The organism is Burkholderia sp. 572 (assembly GCF_040545135.1).
Lineage (GTDB): Bacteria > Pseudomonadota > Gammaproteobacteria > Burkholderiales > Burkholderiaceae > Burkholderia > Burkholderia cepacia.
This window is the reverse complement of record NZ_JBEPLH010000008.1, coordinates 147,869-162,595: the sequence shown is the minus strand read 5'-3', so window position 1 is coordinate 162,595 and position 14,727 is coordinate 147,869. Positions and strand designations below refer to the sequence as shown.

Sequence of the window (14,727 nt, the reverse complement as noted above, 5' to 3'; positions counted from 1 at the left end):
ACGGGCTTCGGCCCGTCTTTTTTTGTTTAGACTTGGAATGTCAGGCCATTCGCACTCCAGGGAGCCGTCATGCCACACACCCACTACACCACACTCATTTCCGCCGCCAATCTCGCCGAGCGCCTGGCGGCGGCGCCCGGCAGCGTCGCACTGTTCGATTGTCGCTTCGATCTCGTCGATCCCGCCGCCGGCGAAGCCGCGTATGCGGCCGGTCATATCCCCGGCGCACAGTATCTTCATCTCGACCGCGACCTGTCCGGCCGCAAGACGGGCACCAACGGCCGCCATCCGCTGCCGACCCGCGACGCACTCGCCACGCTGCTCGCGAGCCGAGGCCTCAAGCAGGGCCAGCAAGTCGTCGCGTACGACGCACAGGGCGGCGCCTATGCGGCGCGCCTGTGGTGGCTGCTGCGCTGGCTCGGCCACGATTCGGTCGCCGTGCTCGACGGCGGCCTGCAGGCCTGGGAAGCAGCCGGCCAGCCTCTGGCGACCGACGTGCCGCACCCGGCCGCCGGCGATTTCCGCGCGGCTGCGCCGCTCGAATCGACGGTCGACGCGGCAGCCGTGCTCGCCAACGTGAGCACACCCACGCGCGTCGTGATCGATGCACGCGCACCCGACCGCTACCGCGGCGAAAACGAAACGATCGATCGTGTGGGCGGCCACATCCCCGGTGCACGCAACCGCTTCTTCAAGGACAACCTCGCCGCGGACGGCCGCTTCAAGACCGGCCATGAACTGCGCGAAGCGTTTTCCGCGGTGCTGGCGGGCACCGAGCCGAACCGCGTGATCCTGCAATGCGGCTCCGGCGTCACCGCCTGCCACAATGCGCTTGCACTGGAGGTGGCGGGCCTGCACGGCGCGTCGCTGTATCCAGGCTCGTGGAGCGAATGGAGCGCCGATCCGTCGCGACCGATCGCAACCGGCCCGACACCGTAAGCGCGGTCGCAACGCAGCGGCGGCATGTGCCGCCGCTTGCCGGTTACATCACGCCGTACTTGTGGAACCACGCGATCGCGCGCTTCCAGCTCTCCTCCGCATCGGCCTTCACATAGCTCGGCCGGTAATCGGCAAAGAACGCGTGGCCGGCATCCGGATACACGACGATCTCCGATTCGCGCGCGAGCTTCGAATCGCTCGCCTGGATCGCCTTGCGCATGTCGGCGAGCGATGCCTGCGTGATGTTCGCGTCCTTCTCGCCGTAGAGCCCGAGCACGGGCACCTTCAGCAACGATGCATGATCGACCGGGTTGAACGGCGTCATCTCGTCGGTCTTGCCTTCGACGAACCCGTACCATGCAACGGCCGCACGCACGTGCGGGTTGTGCTCGGCATACAGCCAGCTCTGACGGCCGCCCCAGCAGAACCCGACCACGCCGAGACGCGACAGGTCGCCGCCGTTCTTGCCGGCCCACGCGACGGTCGCATCGAGATCCTCGGTCACCTGCCGGTCAGGCACCTTGCTGATGATGTGCTCGGACAGATCCTTGATCGTCGGATACTTCGCCGCATTGCCCTGCCGTACGAACAGGTCGGGCGCGATGGCGAGATAACCGAGCTTCGCGAAGCGACGGCAGACGTCGGCGATGTGCGCGTGCACGCCGAAGATCTCGTGAATCACGATGACGACCGGCAGGTTCGTCTTGTCCTTCGGCTGCGCGCGATACGCGGGCACGCTCGCGTCTCCCGAACGGATCTCGACGGTGTCGACGTCCAGCCCTTCGCTGTCGGTCGTGACCGTCTGCGCCGACACGGGCAGCACCGCCGCTGCGAAGGCACCGCCCAGCGCGGCCTGCATGAACTTGCGGCGCGAGAACGGAACGTGGGGAACCAGGCTGTCGACTTCGGGTTTCAACATGAATGCACTCCTCGATTGGGCGCCGCCGTCACGATCGCGAATACGGTATGACGTGGCATCGCGCCGGCATGCGGCGCGGATGTCGCGGCGGTTGGCACCCCGCCGCAAACGGAAACCCGGACAAGATGCCCAATAATCCGTTGTCACGTCAACTGTCGGATATGTAAGACTCGATTACGGCGCGTTGCTTCGACACGCCGATCGCCGCGCAAAAACCGCAGGCGCCCCATCGAATCGCGATGCAACAAGCCGCATGTCGATCGCCGTCGAGCGATCGGATGCTGGCGAATTGAAACGAAAAACACGCGGTCGATGTTGCCCGTCACACGCCGGCACGGCAGCCCGCAAAGAACGACGGGCAGGGACTACGCACGACGTGCGCTCCCCGCCCGCTTCCCGCGCGAACGCGCGCTCAGTGCAACTTGACGCGCGGCAGCGTCGTGCGCCGCAGCCAGTGCGCAACCGTGTCGAGCATCATGCGCGGATAGCCGTGCAGCGCGGCGATGTGCATCCGGTACAGCGACATGTACATGAAGCGCGCGAACAGCCCTTCGATCAGCATGTTGCCGCCGATCAGCCCGCCCATCAGGTTGCCGACCGCACTGAAATGGCCGAGCGACACGAGCGAGCCCAGGTCGCGATAGGTGAATTCGGGCAGCGGGCGCCCGTCGAGCCGACAGCCGATTGCCTTCAGCAGGAAGCTCGCCTGCTGGTGCGCAGCCTGCGCGCGCGGCGGCACGTTGCGCTCGTTGCCGGGCCATGCGCATGCCGCACAATCGCCTAGCGCGAACACGTTGTCGTCGGTAAAGGTCTGCAGCGTGCGGCGCACGTCAAGCTGGCCGAGCTTGTTGACCTGAAGGCCATCGAGATTGGCGAGCACTGACGGCGCCTTGATGCCTGCGGCCCAGACCGTCAGGTCGGCACGCACCGTCTTGCCGCTCGCCGTATGAACGGCCCCGGGCGCCACCTCGGTCACGCGCTCGGCAAGCATCAGCCGCACGCCGATCTTTTCGAGCAGTTCGGCCGTCGCCGACGACACGCGCTCCGGCAACGCCGGGAGAATTCGCGGCCCCGATTCGATCAGCACGATGCCGACGTCGTGCCGCGGGTCGAGCTTGTGCAGCCCGTAGGCCGACAACACCTGCGCGGTGTTGCGCAACTCGGCGGACAACTCGACGCCCGTCGCGCCGCCACCGACGATCACGACCTGGATGCGCGGCTCGGCCGCCTCGCCCGGCGCGGTCGGCGCCGGCGCCTGATGTTCCGCACGCATGCACGCGGCGATCAGCCGCTTGCGGAAACGCTCGGCCTCGCCGACCGTATCGAGCGCGATCGCGTTTTCCGATGCGCCCTGCACGCCGAAGAAGTGGGTCGTGCTGCCGATCGCGATCACGAGCGTGTCGTATTCCAGCTCGCGCGCCGGCAGCAGTTCCTCGCCGTCGCTGTCGTTGATGGGTGACAGCGTCAAGCGTTTCGCCGCACGGTCGAGCCCGGTCAGCTCGCCCTGCTGGAATTCGAAGCCATGCCAGCGCGCCTGCGCCGCATATTCGAGCTCCTGCGTGAACGGATCCATGCTGCCGGCCGCGACCTCATGCAGCAGCGGTTTCCAGATGTGGGTCGGATTGCGGTCGACGAGCGTGACAAGCGCACGCGCGGGACGATTGCCGCGCGCGCCGTAACGGTCGCCGAGCCGCGTCGCCAGTTCCAGGCCGCCCGCGCCTCCGCCTACGATGATGATCCGATGCATCTGTTCCCCCTTTGCGATTCGAAACTGCTGCCGCCGGACAGTGCGAACGCGATGCATTCGCGCCACCCGTTGGATTAACCGGTTCGGACATCATCGATGTGCAGTTCGAAGCACTTCGATGCGACCGCCCCGGGAACGCGGGGCGCGCAAGCCCCCGTGTCCATGACATGCATTGTCCGGGAGCTTGCGCGTTGACCACAAGCAAACCATCTCGATATTCAGCATCCCTGCAACAATATGCCGCAGGAATCGGGAACCGCGTGGCGGTGCGTCAGTGTGCCTCTTCCCAGTTCGCGCCGGCACCCACTTCGGCGACGAGCGGCACCTTGAGCTTCGCCACGCCGCACATCATTTCCGGCAGTTTCTCGCGCACCAGCGACAGCTCGCCGTCGGGCACCTCGAGCACCAGTTCATCGTGCACCTGCATGATCATCCGCGACGCAAGCTTGTCGCGCGTGAGCCAGTCGTCCACCGCGATCATCGACAGCTTGATCAGGTCGGCCGCCGTGCCCTGCATCGGCGCATTGATCGCCGCGCGCTCGGCTGCCTGGCGGCGCGGCCCGTTGCCGCCGTTGATCTCGGGCAGCCACAGGCGGCGACCGAAAACGGTTTCGACGTAGCCCTTCTCCTTCGCCACCGAGCGCGTGTCTTCCATGTACTGCGCGACGCCCGGATAACGGGCGAAATACCGGTCGATGTAGAGCTTCGCCGCATCGCGCGTAATGCCGAGGTTCGACGCGAGCCCGAACGCGCTCATCCCGTAGATGAGCCCGAAGTTGATCACCTTCGCGATCCGGCGCTGGTCGGAATTGACCTCCAGCGGCGTCACGCCGAACACCTCGGCGGCCGTTGCACGGTGAATGTCCTCGCCCTGCGAGAACGCGCGCAGCAGCGACGCATCGCCCGAGATATGCGCCATGATCCGCAGTTCGATCTGCGAATAATCGGCCGACACGATCCGGTGGCCCGGCGAGGCGATGAACGCCTCGCGGATCCGCCGGCCCTCGGCCGTGCGCACCGGAATGTTCTGAAGATTGGGATCGTTCGACGCGAGACGGCCCGTGACCGCGACGGCCTGCGCGTAATTCGTGTGCACGCGGCCCGTGGACGGGTTCACCATGCGCGGCAGCTTGTCGGTATAGGTCGACTTCAGCTTCGACAGCCCGCGATGCTCGAGCAGCAGCTTCGGCAGCGGGTAGTCCTCGGCCAGTTTCTGCAGCACTTCCTCGTCGGTCGACGGCGCGCCGCTCGGCGTCTTTTTCACGACCGGCAGTTGCAGCTTCTCGAAGAAAATCTGCCCGATCTGTTTCGGCGAGCCGAGATTGAATTCGCCGCCGGCCAGTTCGTACGCCTGCCCTTCGAGCTCGATCAGGCGCGTCGCGATTTCGGTGCTCTGCGCCTGCAGGCGCGCATCGTCGATCAGCACGCCCGTGCGTTCCATCTTGCGCAGCACGAGCGACACGGGCATTTCGATCTCGCGATACACGCGCTCGAGGCCCGGTTCGCGTGCAACCTGCGGATACAGCACGTGATGCAGTTGCAGCGTGATGTCCGCATCTTCGGCCGCGTATGCGGCGGCCTCCGCAAGCGCCACTTCGTCGAAACCGATCTGCTTCGCGCCCTTGCCGGCCACGTCTTCGTACTTGATCGTCTTGACGCCCAGATGACGCAGCGCGAGGCTGTCCATGTCGTGCGTGCGGTGCGATTCGACGACGTACGATTCGAGCAGCGTGTCGTGCTCGATGCCGTTCAGTTCGATGTCGTAGTTCGCGAGTACCTGCGCGTCGTATTTCAGGTGCTGGCCGACCTTCTTGCGATCGGCCGATTCGAGCCACGGCTTCAGGCGCGCGAGCACTTCGTCGAGCGGAAGCTGTTCGGGCATGTCGGGCCCGCGGTGCGCAACCGGCAGGTATGCCGCCTTGCCCGGCTCGATCGAGAACGACAGGCCGACGAGCCGCGCGAGCATCGGGTCGAGCGAAGTCGTCTCGGTGTCGAACGCGGTCAGCGCGGCCGTGTCGATCTTGGCGAACCACGCGTCGAACTGCTCCCAGGTCTGGATCGTGTCGTATTCGCGGACGATGTCGGCTGCCACCACCGGCGCCGGCTCGCCTTCCGGCGCATCGGCGCCGCCGCCTTCGGCCGGCGCGCTGTCGACTTCGCGCAGCCAGGTCTTGAAGCCGTAGCGTGCGAAGATGTCGCGCATCATGTCGCGGGCTTCGCCGTCCGTCTTCAACGACGCCTCGATCGATTCGAGGTGCGGTGCGAGATCGCAGGCCGTCTCGACGGTCACGAGCTTGCGGCCGAGCGGCAGGAAGTCGAGCGCGCGGCGCAGGTTGTCGCCGACCACGCCCTTGATGTCGCCCGCATGCTCGATCACGCCGTCGAGGCTGTCGTATTGGGCCAGCCATTTCACGGCCGTCTTCGGCCCGCACTTCTCGACGCCCGGTACGTTGTCGACGGTGTCGCCGATCAGCGCGAGGTAATCGATGATCCGCTCGGGCGGCACGCCGAACTTCGCGATCACGCCATCGCGATCGAGCGTCTCGTTGGTCATCGTGTTGACGAGCGTGACGCGGTCGGTCACGAGCTGTGCGAGATCCTTGTCGCCCGTCGACACGATCACGTTCATCCCGTGCCGCTCGGCTTCGCGCGCGAGCGTGCCGATCACGTCGTCGGCCTCGACGCCTTCGACCATCAGCAGCGGCCAGCCGAGCGCACGCACGGCGCCGTGGATCGGCTCGACCTGCAACGCAAGATCGGGCGGCATCGACGGACGGTTTGCCTTATAGTCGGCATAAAGGTCGTCACGGAACGTCTTGCCCTTTGCATCGAACACGCAAGCGCTATACTCTGCACTGACTTCCTTGCGCATACGGCGCAGCATGTTGATGATTCCGTAGAGCGCTCCGGTCGGCTCCCCGCCAGGGCCACGCAAATCAGGCATCGCATGGTAAGCCCGATACAGATAGCTCGAACCGTCAACCAATAGCAGGGTCTTACCTTCCAGATTTCGTTCTTCAGGCATTATGAACAAGAGAAAAGTGATTCCGAGTCTGCGTTCGCTCGCAGATCAAGAACGCGCGACGGCCAAGAAGGCGCGCGCATCGTGGCAGATGTTCACGATTATGGCAGAGTTTATCGAGGCGACCGAGTACCTGTCGGAGATCCGCCCGGCCGTCAGCATCTACGGTTCTGCCCGCCTCAAGCCCGACACGCCGCACTACAAGCTCGCCGTGCAGATCGCACGCAAGCTTTCCGACGCCGGCTTCGCCGTGATCTCCGGCGGCGGCCCCGGCATCATGGAAGCCGCGAACAAGGGCGCGCACGCCGGCAAGGCGCCGTCGGTCGGCCTGAACATCGAGCTGCCGCACGAACAGGCCGGCAACCACTACCAGGACATCTCGCTGCGCTTCCGCCACTTCTTCACGCGCAAGGTCACGTTCGTGAAGAATTCGGATGCGGTGATCGTGATGCCGGGCGGCTTCGGCACGCTCGACGAGCTGTCGGAAGTGCTCACGCTGATCCAGACGAAGAAGTCGCGCCTCGTGCCGATCATCCTCGTCGGCAGCGAGTTCTGGAAGGGGCTGCTGCAATGGTTCCGCGACCAGTTGATCCCGATGGGCCTCATCAATCCGGAAGACATGAACCTGATGCAGGTGATCGACGATCCCGACCAGGTGCTCGACGCCGTGCTCGCGTTCTACGAGGACAGCGGCGAGGAAGAAGGTTCGGACGACGATGGCCATCCGCCGCGCCCCGAAGAAGACCGGATGTTCTACCTGTAACCGGTCGATGAAGACCGCCGGCCCGAGGGCCGGCTTCCCGCTTTCCGCGCGGCAGGCGTGGCGATCCCGCCACCTGCCGTGTGTCAGTTTGTAACGCGCCATTAATCGCGCCTGGCGTGCCATACGCCGTCGAATGTCAAATTCGCAAGGCCGGTGCCGTGCGACGCGCGCAATCATCCGCAAACGCGGGCCGCCATTGTCAAATGACGCGACCCGGCGCCCGTACCCTGCGCCTGCCGGCCGCCAATCCGCCGTAACAAACCCGCCTCGCGTTTTCCGTCGCGCACCAGCACACTGCATGTGTCGGTGCGGCGTTTCCCCCGGTGGAACGATCCCCCCTCGCTTCCATCGCGTCGCGCCGGCCTTTTACAACGACATCACGGAAAAGAACATGCAACGCTCGCTGATCGCCCTTGCCTTCGCCGGCCTCGGCCTTTCGCTGTCCGGCCTCGCCCACGCCGTCAACGTCGACGTCAACATCGGCACGCCCGCACCGGTCGTCGTCGCGCCCGCGCCCGTCGTGGTCGCCCCGGCGCCCGCGGTCATCGTCGGCTGGCACGGCGACCGCTACTGGGACGGCCACCGCTACTGGGAACGCCGCGAATGGGAAGATCACCAGCGTTATCGCGGCCGCGCACATGGCCCGGATCGCCGCGGCTATCACTGCCCGCCGGGGCACGCGAAGAAGGGCGAGTGCTGAGCGACAGCGCAATCGCCTGACCGGCAAGGCCGCCCGTGCGCTTCAGCGCCGGGCGGCCTTGTCGCTTTCAGCGGCGCGCTCCGCGCCATCCCTGCCCCCCCACCGGCGATGCGAGCGGCAAGCCCGACTGCCGCGCACGCCGCGGGCCGGTGCAGCGCGTGCCTGCAACCGCCCGCACGACCGTGGGAACCAATGGTAGGATCGGCCCTGTCCATGGCCATTCCCGCCACCCATGCCACTCATCCGGATCTGGGCTGTCGACCATGCCCTTGCGTCTGGCATCGCCGCGCCGACCGACATCTTCACGGCAGCCAATCATCTCGCCCCGTCATTACGTATCGGCCGGCCGCAAGCCCCGTTTCGCTGGCGCATCGAATCGATCGACGGCAAGCCGGTACGCACGGCTTCCGGCCAGGCCGCCGCGGTCGACGGCACGATCGACGGTCACGGCACCGCCGATGCGATCTGGCTCACCGCTCCGTTCGTCGCCGATCTCGAGCGGCTGCTCGCCCGGCCGGCGTCACTCGCGCCGCTGTTCGACGCGCTGCGCCGGCAACATGCGCGCGGCACACTGATCGCGACGTACTGCACGGGCGCGTTCCTGCTCGCGGAAGCCGGGCTGCTCGACGGCCGCGTCGCCACGACGCACTGGTCGAAAGCATCGAGCTTCCGCGTACGCTATCCGGACGTGGCATTGCGCGCGTCGGACGTCCTGACCGAACAGGACGGCATATTGTGCGGCGGCGCCGTCACGTCGTATCAGAATCTCGCGTTGCGGGTCGTCGACAAACTGGCGAACGCGCGCCTTGCCGCGGCCGTCGCCAAGGTCATGCCGATCGACGTGAACCGCGTGTCGCAGGATTCATTCATCGATCTCGGCCGGATGGGGCATGACGGGCACGACGATGCGGCCATCGCACGCGCCCAACGCTGGATGGAAAAGCACCTGCGCGAGCCGTTCAGCCTCGCCCGGCTGAGCGATCACGTCGCGATGAGCGAGCGCACGCTCCATCGCCGCTTCAGGGACGCCGTGGGCGCGCCGCCGCTCAGGTATCTGCAGACGCTCAGGATCGAAGTCGCGAAGCGGCTGCTCGCGGAAACGACGCTCGCGATCGACACCGTCTGCGAGCGCGTCGGCTATGCGGACATCAGCGGCTTCCGGCAACTGTTCAAGCGCGAGACCGGCATTTCCCCCGGCGAGTATCGCCGTCGCTTCACGCGATAAGCGCGCGCAACCGTCGTCGGGTGCAGTGTCGGAAATGGCATCGTCGAATGGCAGTTTCGCCACTCCGCGTGGCGGCATGAGGTTCGTACACTGGATTCACGTCGCCCGGCATCGGAGCGACGCCATCCTCACCGAACCAGGACACCATCATGCCGATGATCGACGTCTACATTCCCGAAGGTGCGCTCGCACCGCAGGCCGAAGCCCAACTGATGGAAGAACTGACCGGAACGCTGATCCGTCACGAGGGACTCGATCCCGACGATCCGCGCACGCGGGACGTGACCTGGATCTTCGTCCATCGGCCGGCAGCCGTGTATCGCGCTGGGGCTGTCGCGCCTGCGCCGATCTACCGGATCGTGCCGACCGTGCCGGAAGGTCAGTACACGGATGCCGCGCGTGCCGGGCTGATCGCGGACGTGACCGCTGCCGTCGCGCGCGCGGAGGGCCTGCCGGTCGACGCCGTCGCGACGCGCGTGTGGGTCTTTCCAACGGAAATCGACGACGGCTGCTGGGGCAGCCGCGGCGTCGTGCGCCGCCTGCCGGACATCATGGAATATTTCGGTGGCGCCGAACTGCGGGCGCTCGGGGAATGGCGGCTGGCGATCAAGCGACAGGCGGATGCGGGTCGGGTCGTCGATGCGGTGCGAGATTCGATGTTGGAAACGGCTCGGAGTGGATCGCACGAACCGGCCGCCAAAGCCGCGCGCTGACCCCGGCGCGCAGCTGCTTGTCCGACACGCATAGCAGCGTGCCGGACGGCACGAAAAAGCAATACACGGACGAGATGCGCCCAAGGGCGAGCGCACCTGTTCAATCACTTATTCGGTCAATAGCACGGACACTTTTTGACAGGGCCGGGACCAATCACCGCGACGGGTTTGCAGGGGTTGGACGGACCGATTACTGCGACGGGTGCACAAGGATTGGACGGGCCGATCACCGCGGTTGCGGCCATTGCCGACAGAGATGTGGTGAACATCAGGGAAGCCAGCAAGAGATTGATTTTCATCAGGTATGCCCTCTTTCATTTTGATAGGAATCGATCGGATCGACTGTTCGCCGTCCCTTCGTACGGGCGTCGAATAACGCCGCGCAGGAGAGCATATTCTCGATGACAGAGGCAACCAATAGGACAACTTCCAAATTGCAGAAAATGATCGAGTTCCAGTACTAAGGCCGCGACGCGGCCACCGCGAGTGGCTACGCACGGCCAGATGGAGCGGTACAAGTGCACGCCTGCCGCCTTGAAGCCCGTCATGCCCCGGTTCGCGATTGCGCCTGACATCGCGACGCGCACCGCACCCGGGGCCGCCGCTCACATCACTGAAACGCCACTTCCGCAAAGCTCCGCAGTTTCCGGCTATGCAGCTTGTCGAGCCCGTTCGTGCGCAGGATCTCCATCGCCTTCACGCCGATCTGCAGATGCTGGTCGACCTGCCCGCGATAGAACGTATCGGCCATGCCCGGCAACTTGAGCTCGCCGTGCAGCGGCTTGTCCGACACGCAGAGCAGCGTGCCGTACGGCACGCGGAAGCGGAAGCCGTTCGCGGCGATCGTCGCGCTTTCCATGTCGAGCGCGATCGCGCGGCTCTGCGACAGGCGCTGCACGGGTTCGCGATGATCGCGCAGCTCCCAGTTGCGGTTGTCGACGCTCGCGACGGTGCCCGTGCGCATCACGCGCTTCAGTTCGACGCCATCGAGCCGCGTGACGTCGGCCACCCCGCGCTCGAGCGCGAGCTGCACTTCGGCGAGCGCCGGAATCGGCACCCACAGCGGCAGGTCGGCATCCAGCACGTGATCCTCGCGCACGTAGCCGTGTGCGAGCACGTAGTCGCCGAGACGCTGCGTATTGCGCAGCCCCGCGCAGTGACCGAGCATCACCCACGCGTGCGGACGCAGCACCGCGATGTGATCGGTGATCGTCTTCGCGTTCGACGGACCGACGCCGATGTTGACCATCGTGATCCCGCTGCCGTCCGCGCGCTTCAGGTGATACGCGGGCATCTGCGGCAGGCGCGGCGGCGCGGCGCCCTCGGCCGGCTCGCTGCCGAGGTTCGCGTTGTAGGTCACGACATCGCCCGGCTCGACGAACGAGCTGTACTGGCTGCGATACGCGCGCACCTCGGGATCGTCGCTCTCCGTCATCACCGTGCGGCCCAGCTTCACGAACTCGTCGATGTAGAACTGGTAGTTCGTGTAGAGCACGTAGTTCTGGAAATGCGTGGGCGACGTCGCCGTGTAGTGGCGCAACCGGTGCAGCGAGAAGTCGACGCGCGCGGCCGTGAACAGCGCGAGCGGATGCGGCTCGCCCGGCGCCGGCTCGAACGTGCCGTTGACGATACGATCGTCGAGATACGACAGGTCGGGCGTATCGAAGATGTCGCGCATCGCGAGCAGGCGGTCGCGGTCGAGCTCGCCCTCGAGATGGATGCCTTCGGGAAACGCGAAATGGATCGGAATCGGCTGCGACGACACGCCGATCTCGATCTTTACATGGTGGTTCTTCGCCAGCAGGCGCAGTTGCTCGCGATAGTAGTTCGCGAAGAGGTCGGGGCGCGTGACCGTCGTCTCGAACACGCCGGGGCCCGCGACGAAACCGTACGAGCGGCGCGAATCGACGTGCGTGTTGACATCGGTGCGGATCCGCACGAACGGGTAGCACGCTCGCACGTGCTCGGTGATCGGTTCGTGGCGGCGATAGCGCGCGAATGCGTCACGCAGGAAACCCGTGTTCGTGTCGTAAATGGCGGACAGCCGCGCGACGGCGGCGACCGGATCGTCGAAAGCCTCGACCGACGGGCTCTCGGGCGTCAGCACACGGTGCCGGCGGCTCAAATCGTTCTTCATTTTCATCACCTCGTCTGATCCGACGACATTACCACGGAACCCGGTCGCCCTTGTGGCTGCCCCCACGCACGCGAGGGCCGGATGGTGCGCAGTATTTGCTAAAATCGGTGGGTTCACTGGAGACTCATCATGAAGCCGCTCATTCTCGTCGTCGCTGCCGCCGCGTTTGCCGCCGCCAGCGCCGCTTACGCCGCCGGCGGCACGCCTGACGCCGACGCGCAGGCACGGGCCGAGGCCAACGAGGCCGCCGGCCTGCCCGATCTCCGCAAGATCAACCGGCCGGGCGCCGAAGTCACGTCGAAAGTCGACTTCGCCGACATCCGCCGCACGCCGAGCTTCCACGAAAAGAGCAAGAACGGCACCGAAGTCACCGAGTACCGCGATCGCGGCAAGCCGGTCGAGATCGACGTGAAGTCGAACTTCGGCACGCGCTACCAGATGAGCTCGACGCCCGACACGTCGCCGAAGCCGCACGACGCGGGCATCCCGATCACGCGCCTGCCGTCGCTGAACCTGCGCTACTGATTCCGTGGCGCGCCGCACCGAACGCCGCGCGCCGCTTCCCTTCACCTGCTGTCGCGACGCACGCCGCCCGCGTGCCGACACCCTGACCTGACGCATCCCGCATGGCCGTTTTCACAGCTGTTTCCGACTCCGATCTCGCGCAATGGATGCGCCACTACGAACTGGGCGACGTGCTTGCGTTCCGCGGCATTCCGTCCGGTATCGAAAACAGCAATTTCTTCCTGACGACGACGCGCGGCGAATACGTCCTCACGATCTTCGAAAACCTGACGGCGCAGCAACTGCCGTTCTACCTCGACCTGATGCGCCATCTGGCCGGCCACGGCGTACCGGTGCCGGATCCGATCCCGCGTGACGACGGCGCGCTGTTCGGCGAGCTGCACGGCAAGCCGGCCGCGATCGTCACGAAGCTCGACGGCTCCGCCGAACTCGCGCCGGGGGTCGAACACTGTATCGAGGTCGGGCAGATGCTCGCGCGCATGCACCTCGCCGGCCGCGACTATCCGCGCAACCAGCCGAACCTGCGCAGCCTGCCGTGGTGGCAGGAGAACGCACCGGCGATCTCGCCGTTCATCACCGACGCGCAGCGCGCGCTGCTGGAAAGCGAACTCGCGCATCAGGCCAGCTTCTTCGCGTCGGACGATTACGCGGCGCTGCCGGCCGGACCGTGCCATTGCGACCTGTTCCGCGACAACGTGCTGTTCGCGCACGCGGCGCCCGGCACCGGCCATGACGTGCGGCTCGGCGGCTTCTTCGACTTCTATTTCGCGGGCTGCGACAAGTGGCTGTTCGACGTCGCGGTCACGGTCAACGACTGGTGCGTCGACCTCGCGACCGGCGTGCTCGACGTCGCGCGCGCCGATGCGCTGCTGCGCGCGTACCAGACCGTGCGGCCGTTCACGGCCGAGGAGCGCCGCCACTGGAGCGACATGCTGCGCGCGGGTGCGTACCGCTTCTGGGTGTCGCGCCTGTACGACTTCTACCTGCCGCGCGCGGCCGAGATGCTCAAGCCGCACGACCCCGGCCATTTCGAACGCATCCTGCGCGAGCGTATCGCGCACACGCCCGCGCTTCCCGAGATCCAAACCGCATGCAACTGATCGAAGTGCCCGCGAAAACGGGCTATGTCTGGTTCCGCCAAGGCATCTGGCTGTTCCGCCGGAACCCGCTCGCGTTCATCACGCTGTTCTTCACGTACCTGCTGGCGATCACGCTGGTGTCGCAGGTGCCCGTGATCGGCTCCGCGCTGCCGCTGGTGTTCATTCCCGGCATCGCGGTCGGCTTCATGGCCGCATGCCGCGACACGGTGGCCGGGAAGCCCGTGATGCCGACGATCCTCATCGACGGCTTCCGCTCGTACGGCACCGTCGCGACCCAGCGGCTGCTCGTGCTCGGCGTGATCTACGTCGCGTCGATGGTGCTCGTGTTCGCTGCCTCGTCGTTCGTGGACGGCGGCGCGCTGTTCCACGTGATGATGGGCGCGGCCGACGAAGCGAGCGCGACGCCGGAAACGCTCGCCGCGCAAGGCACGTTCGGCGCGCTGATGTTCGCGACGCTGCTCTACCTGCCGGTCGCGATGCTGTTCTGGTTCGCGCCGGTGCTGGTCGCGTGGCATGACGTGCCGCCCGCCAAGGCGCTGTTCTTCAGCGTCGTCAGCTGCTGGCGCAATCGCGGCGCGTTCGTCGTGTACGGCGCGCTGTGGTTCGGCGTCGCGCTCGGCACGTCGCTCGCCCTGTCGCTGCTGCTGCAGGCGCTCGGCGCCGGCGCCTATGCGCTGACGATCATGATGCCGGTGACGATCGTCATCGTCACGATGCTGTACTGCTCGTTCTACGCGACCTATCGCGGCTGCTTCGGCATCCAGGAGCCGGGCGCGACGACCACCACGTCGGGTCGCTGAAATCTCCCCGGCCGGCGCGTGTCGCCGGCCCGCCGCGCTCGCGCCGGGTTACCGCCCGGCGCCTCCTCCGTTCCCCCGCCTCCGTCGGCCACCGCCCCGCGCCGGCCGCCCCCTGTTCATCCCGATCTTTTGCGCGC

The 14,727-nt window shown here is 66.3% G+C and carries 12 protein-coding genes; 8 read left to right on the top strand and 4 right to left on the bottom strand.

Translation table 11 applies throughout. The features are described from left to right. Positions 1-69 precede the first annotated feature (69 nt). Complete coding sequence (locus tag ABIC51_RS17110) at positions 70-939, top strand: sulfurtransferase (protein WP_059693931.1); 870 nt, start codon at positions 70-72, stop codon at positions 937-939. Positions 940-982: 43 nt separating this feature from the next. Here ABIC51_RS17110 and ABIC51_RS17105 read toward each other — a convergent pair whose 3' ends face one another. The 3 genes from ABIC51_RS17105 to polA all read right to left on the bottom strand — a co-directional run bounded on the left by ABIC51_RS17105 (position 983) and on the right by polA (position 6,630). Next, positions 983-1,858 (bottom strand): dienelactone hydrolase family protein, encoded by an 876-nt coding sequence (locus ABIC51_RS17105; RefSeq protein WP_021160848.1) that lies wholly within the window; start codon positions 1,856-1,858, stop codon positions 983-985. A gap of 412 nt (positions 1,859-2,270) precedes the next feature. Further along, the gene (locus ABIC51_RS17100) at positions 2,271-3,605 is read right to left on the bottom strand and encodes an NAD(P)/FAD-dependent oxidoreductase (protein WP_042975832.1); all 1,335 of its coding nucleotides are present in this window, start codon (positions 3,603-3,605) and stop codon (positions 2,271-2,273) included. A gap of 271 nt (positions 3,606-3,876) precedes the next feature. Beyond that, on the bottom strand, positions 3,877-6,630 hold the full coding sequence (polA, locus tag ABIC51_RS17095; protein WP_027791074.1) for a DNA polymerase I: 2,754 nt from the start codon (positions 6,628-6,630) through the stop codon (positions 3,877-3,879). A 1-nt stretch (position 6,631) separates the two neighbouring features. Between polA and ABIC51_RS17090 the strand changes: the two genes are divergently transcribed. The 4 genes from ABIC51_RS17090 (at position 6,632) to ABIC51_RS17075 (ending at position 10,028) form a co-directional block, all read left to right on the top strand. Continuing rightward, complete coding sequence (locus ABIC51_RS17090) at positions 6,632-7,390, top strand: LOG family protein (protein WP_027791073.1); 759 nt, start codon at positions 6,632-6,634, stop codon at positions 7,388-7,390. 391 nt (positions 7,391-7,781) lie between these two features. Then, positions 7,782-8,090, top strand: coding sequence for a hypothetical protein (locus ABIC51_RS17085; protein ID WP_175898092.1), 309 nt, complete (start codon positions 7,782-7,784; stop codon positions 8,088-8,090). Positions 8,091-8,322: 232 nt separating this feature from the next. After that, complete coding sequence (locus tag ABIC51_RS17080) at positions 8,323-9,315, top strand: GlxA family transcriptional regulator (protein ID WP_354006563.1); 993 nt, start codon at positions 8,323-8,325, stop codon at positions 9,313-9,315. A gap of 149 nt (positions 9,316-9,464) precedes the next feature. After that, complete coding sequence (locus ABIC51_RS17075; protein ID WP_059693927.1) at positions 9,465-10,028, top strand: tautomerase family protein; 564 nt, start codon at positions 9,465-9,467, stop codon at positions 10,026-10,028. Positions 10,029-10,638: 610 nt separating this feature from the next. On the opposite strand, the gene ABIC51_RS17070 is transcribed toward ABIC51_RS17075, so the two are convergent. After that, positions 10,639-12,165 (bottom strand): AMP nucleosidase, encoded by a 1,527-nt coding sequence (locus ABIC51_RS17070; RefSeq protein ID WP_027791069.1) that lies wholly within the window; start codon positions 12,163-12,165, stop codon positions 10,639-10,641. 129 nt (positions 12,166-12,294) lie between these two features. On the opposite strand from ABIC51_RS17070, the gene ABIC51_RS17065 reads away from it, so the two are divergent. The 3 genes from ABIC51_RS17065 to ABIC51_RS17055 all read left to right on the top strand — a co-directional run bounded on the left by ABIC51_RS17065 (position 12,295) and on the right by ABIC51_RS17055 (position 14,590). Next, positions 12,295-12,690 (top strand): hypothetical protein, encoded by a 396-nt coding sequence (locus tag ABIC51_RS17065; protein ID WP_021160838.1) that lies wholly within the window; start codon positions 12,295-12,297, stop codon positions 12,688-12,690. Positions 12,691-12,791: 101 nt separating this feature from the next. Then, positions 12,792-13,790, top strand: coding sequence for a homoserine kinase (locus ABIC51_RS17060; protein WP_060173132.1), 999 nt, complete (start codon positions 12,792-12,794; stop codon positions 13,788-13,790). Further along, positions 13,781-14,590, top strand: a complete 810-nt coding sequence (locus ABIC51_RS17055) for a BPSS1780 family membrane protein (protein WP_027791067.1) — start codon at positions 13,781-13,783, stop codon at positions 14,588-14,590. The genes ABIC51_RS17060 and ABIC51_RS17055 overlap by 10 nt, the downstream gene beginning before the upstream one ends. Positions 14,591-14,727: the final 137 nt, after the last annotated feature.

Excerpts from the sequence above, each read along its gene's own strand:
- ABIC51_RS17060 (WP_060173132.1), top strand. The coding sequence starts at position 12,792 with ATGGCCGTTTTCACAGCTGTTTCCGACTCCGATCTCGCGCAATGGATG.
- ABIC51_RS17070 (WP_027791069.1), bottom strand. The coding sequence starts at position 12,165 with ATGAAGAACGATTTGAGCCGCCGGCACCGTGTGCTGACGCCCGAGAGC.
- ABIC51_RS17110 (WP_059693931.1), top strand. The coding sequence starts at position 70 with ATGCCACACACCCACTACACCACACTCATTTCCGCCGCCAATCTCGCC.
- ABIC51_RS17085 (WP_175898092.1), top strand. The coding sequence starts at position 7,782 with ATGCAACGCTCGCTGATCGCCCTTGCCTTCGCCGGCCTCGGCCTTTCG.
- polA (WP_027791074.1), bottom strand. The coding sequence starts at position 6,630 with ATGCCTGAAGAACGAAATCTGGAAGGTAAGACCCTGCTATTGGTTGAC.
- ABIC51_RS17075 (WP_059693927.1), top strand. The coding sequence starts at position 9,465 with ATGCCGATGATCGACGTCTACATTCCCGAAGGTGCGCTCGCACCGCAG.
- ABIC51_RS17090 (WP_027791073.1), top strand. The coding sequence starts at position 6,632 with ATGAACAAGAGAAAAGTGATTCCGAGTCTGCGTTCGCTCGCAGATCAA.
- ABIC51_RS17105 (WP_021160848.1), bottom strand. The coding sequence starts at position 1,858 with ATGTTGAAACCCGAAGTCGACAGCCTGGTTCCCCACGTTCCGTTCTCG.
- ABIC51_RS17080 (WP_354006563.1), top strand. The coding sequence starts at position 8,323 with ATGCCACTCATCCGGATCTGGGCTGTCGACCATGCCCTTGCGTCTGGC.
- ABIC51_RS17055 (WP_027791067.1), top strand. The coding sequence starts at position 13,781 with ATGCAACTGATCGAAGTGCCCGCGAAAACGGGCTATGTCTGGTTCCGC.
- ABIC51_RS17100 (WP_042975832.1), bottom strand. The coding sequence starts at position 3,605 with ATGCATCGGATCATCATCGTAGGCGGAGGCGCGGGCGGCCTGGAACTG.
- ABIC51_RS17065 (WP_021160838.1), top strand. The coding sequence starts at position 12,295 with ATGAAGCCGCTCATTCTCGTCGTCGCTGCCGCCGCGTTTGCCGCCGCC.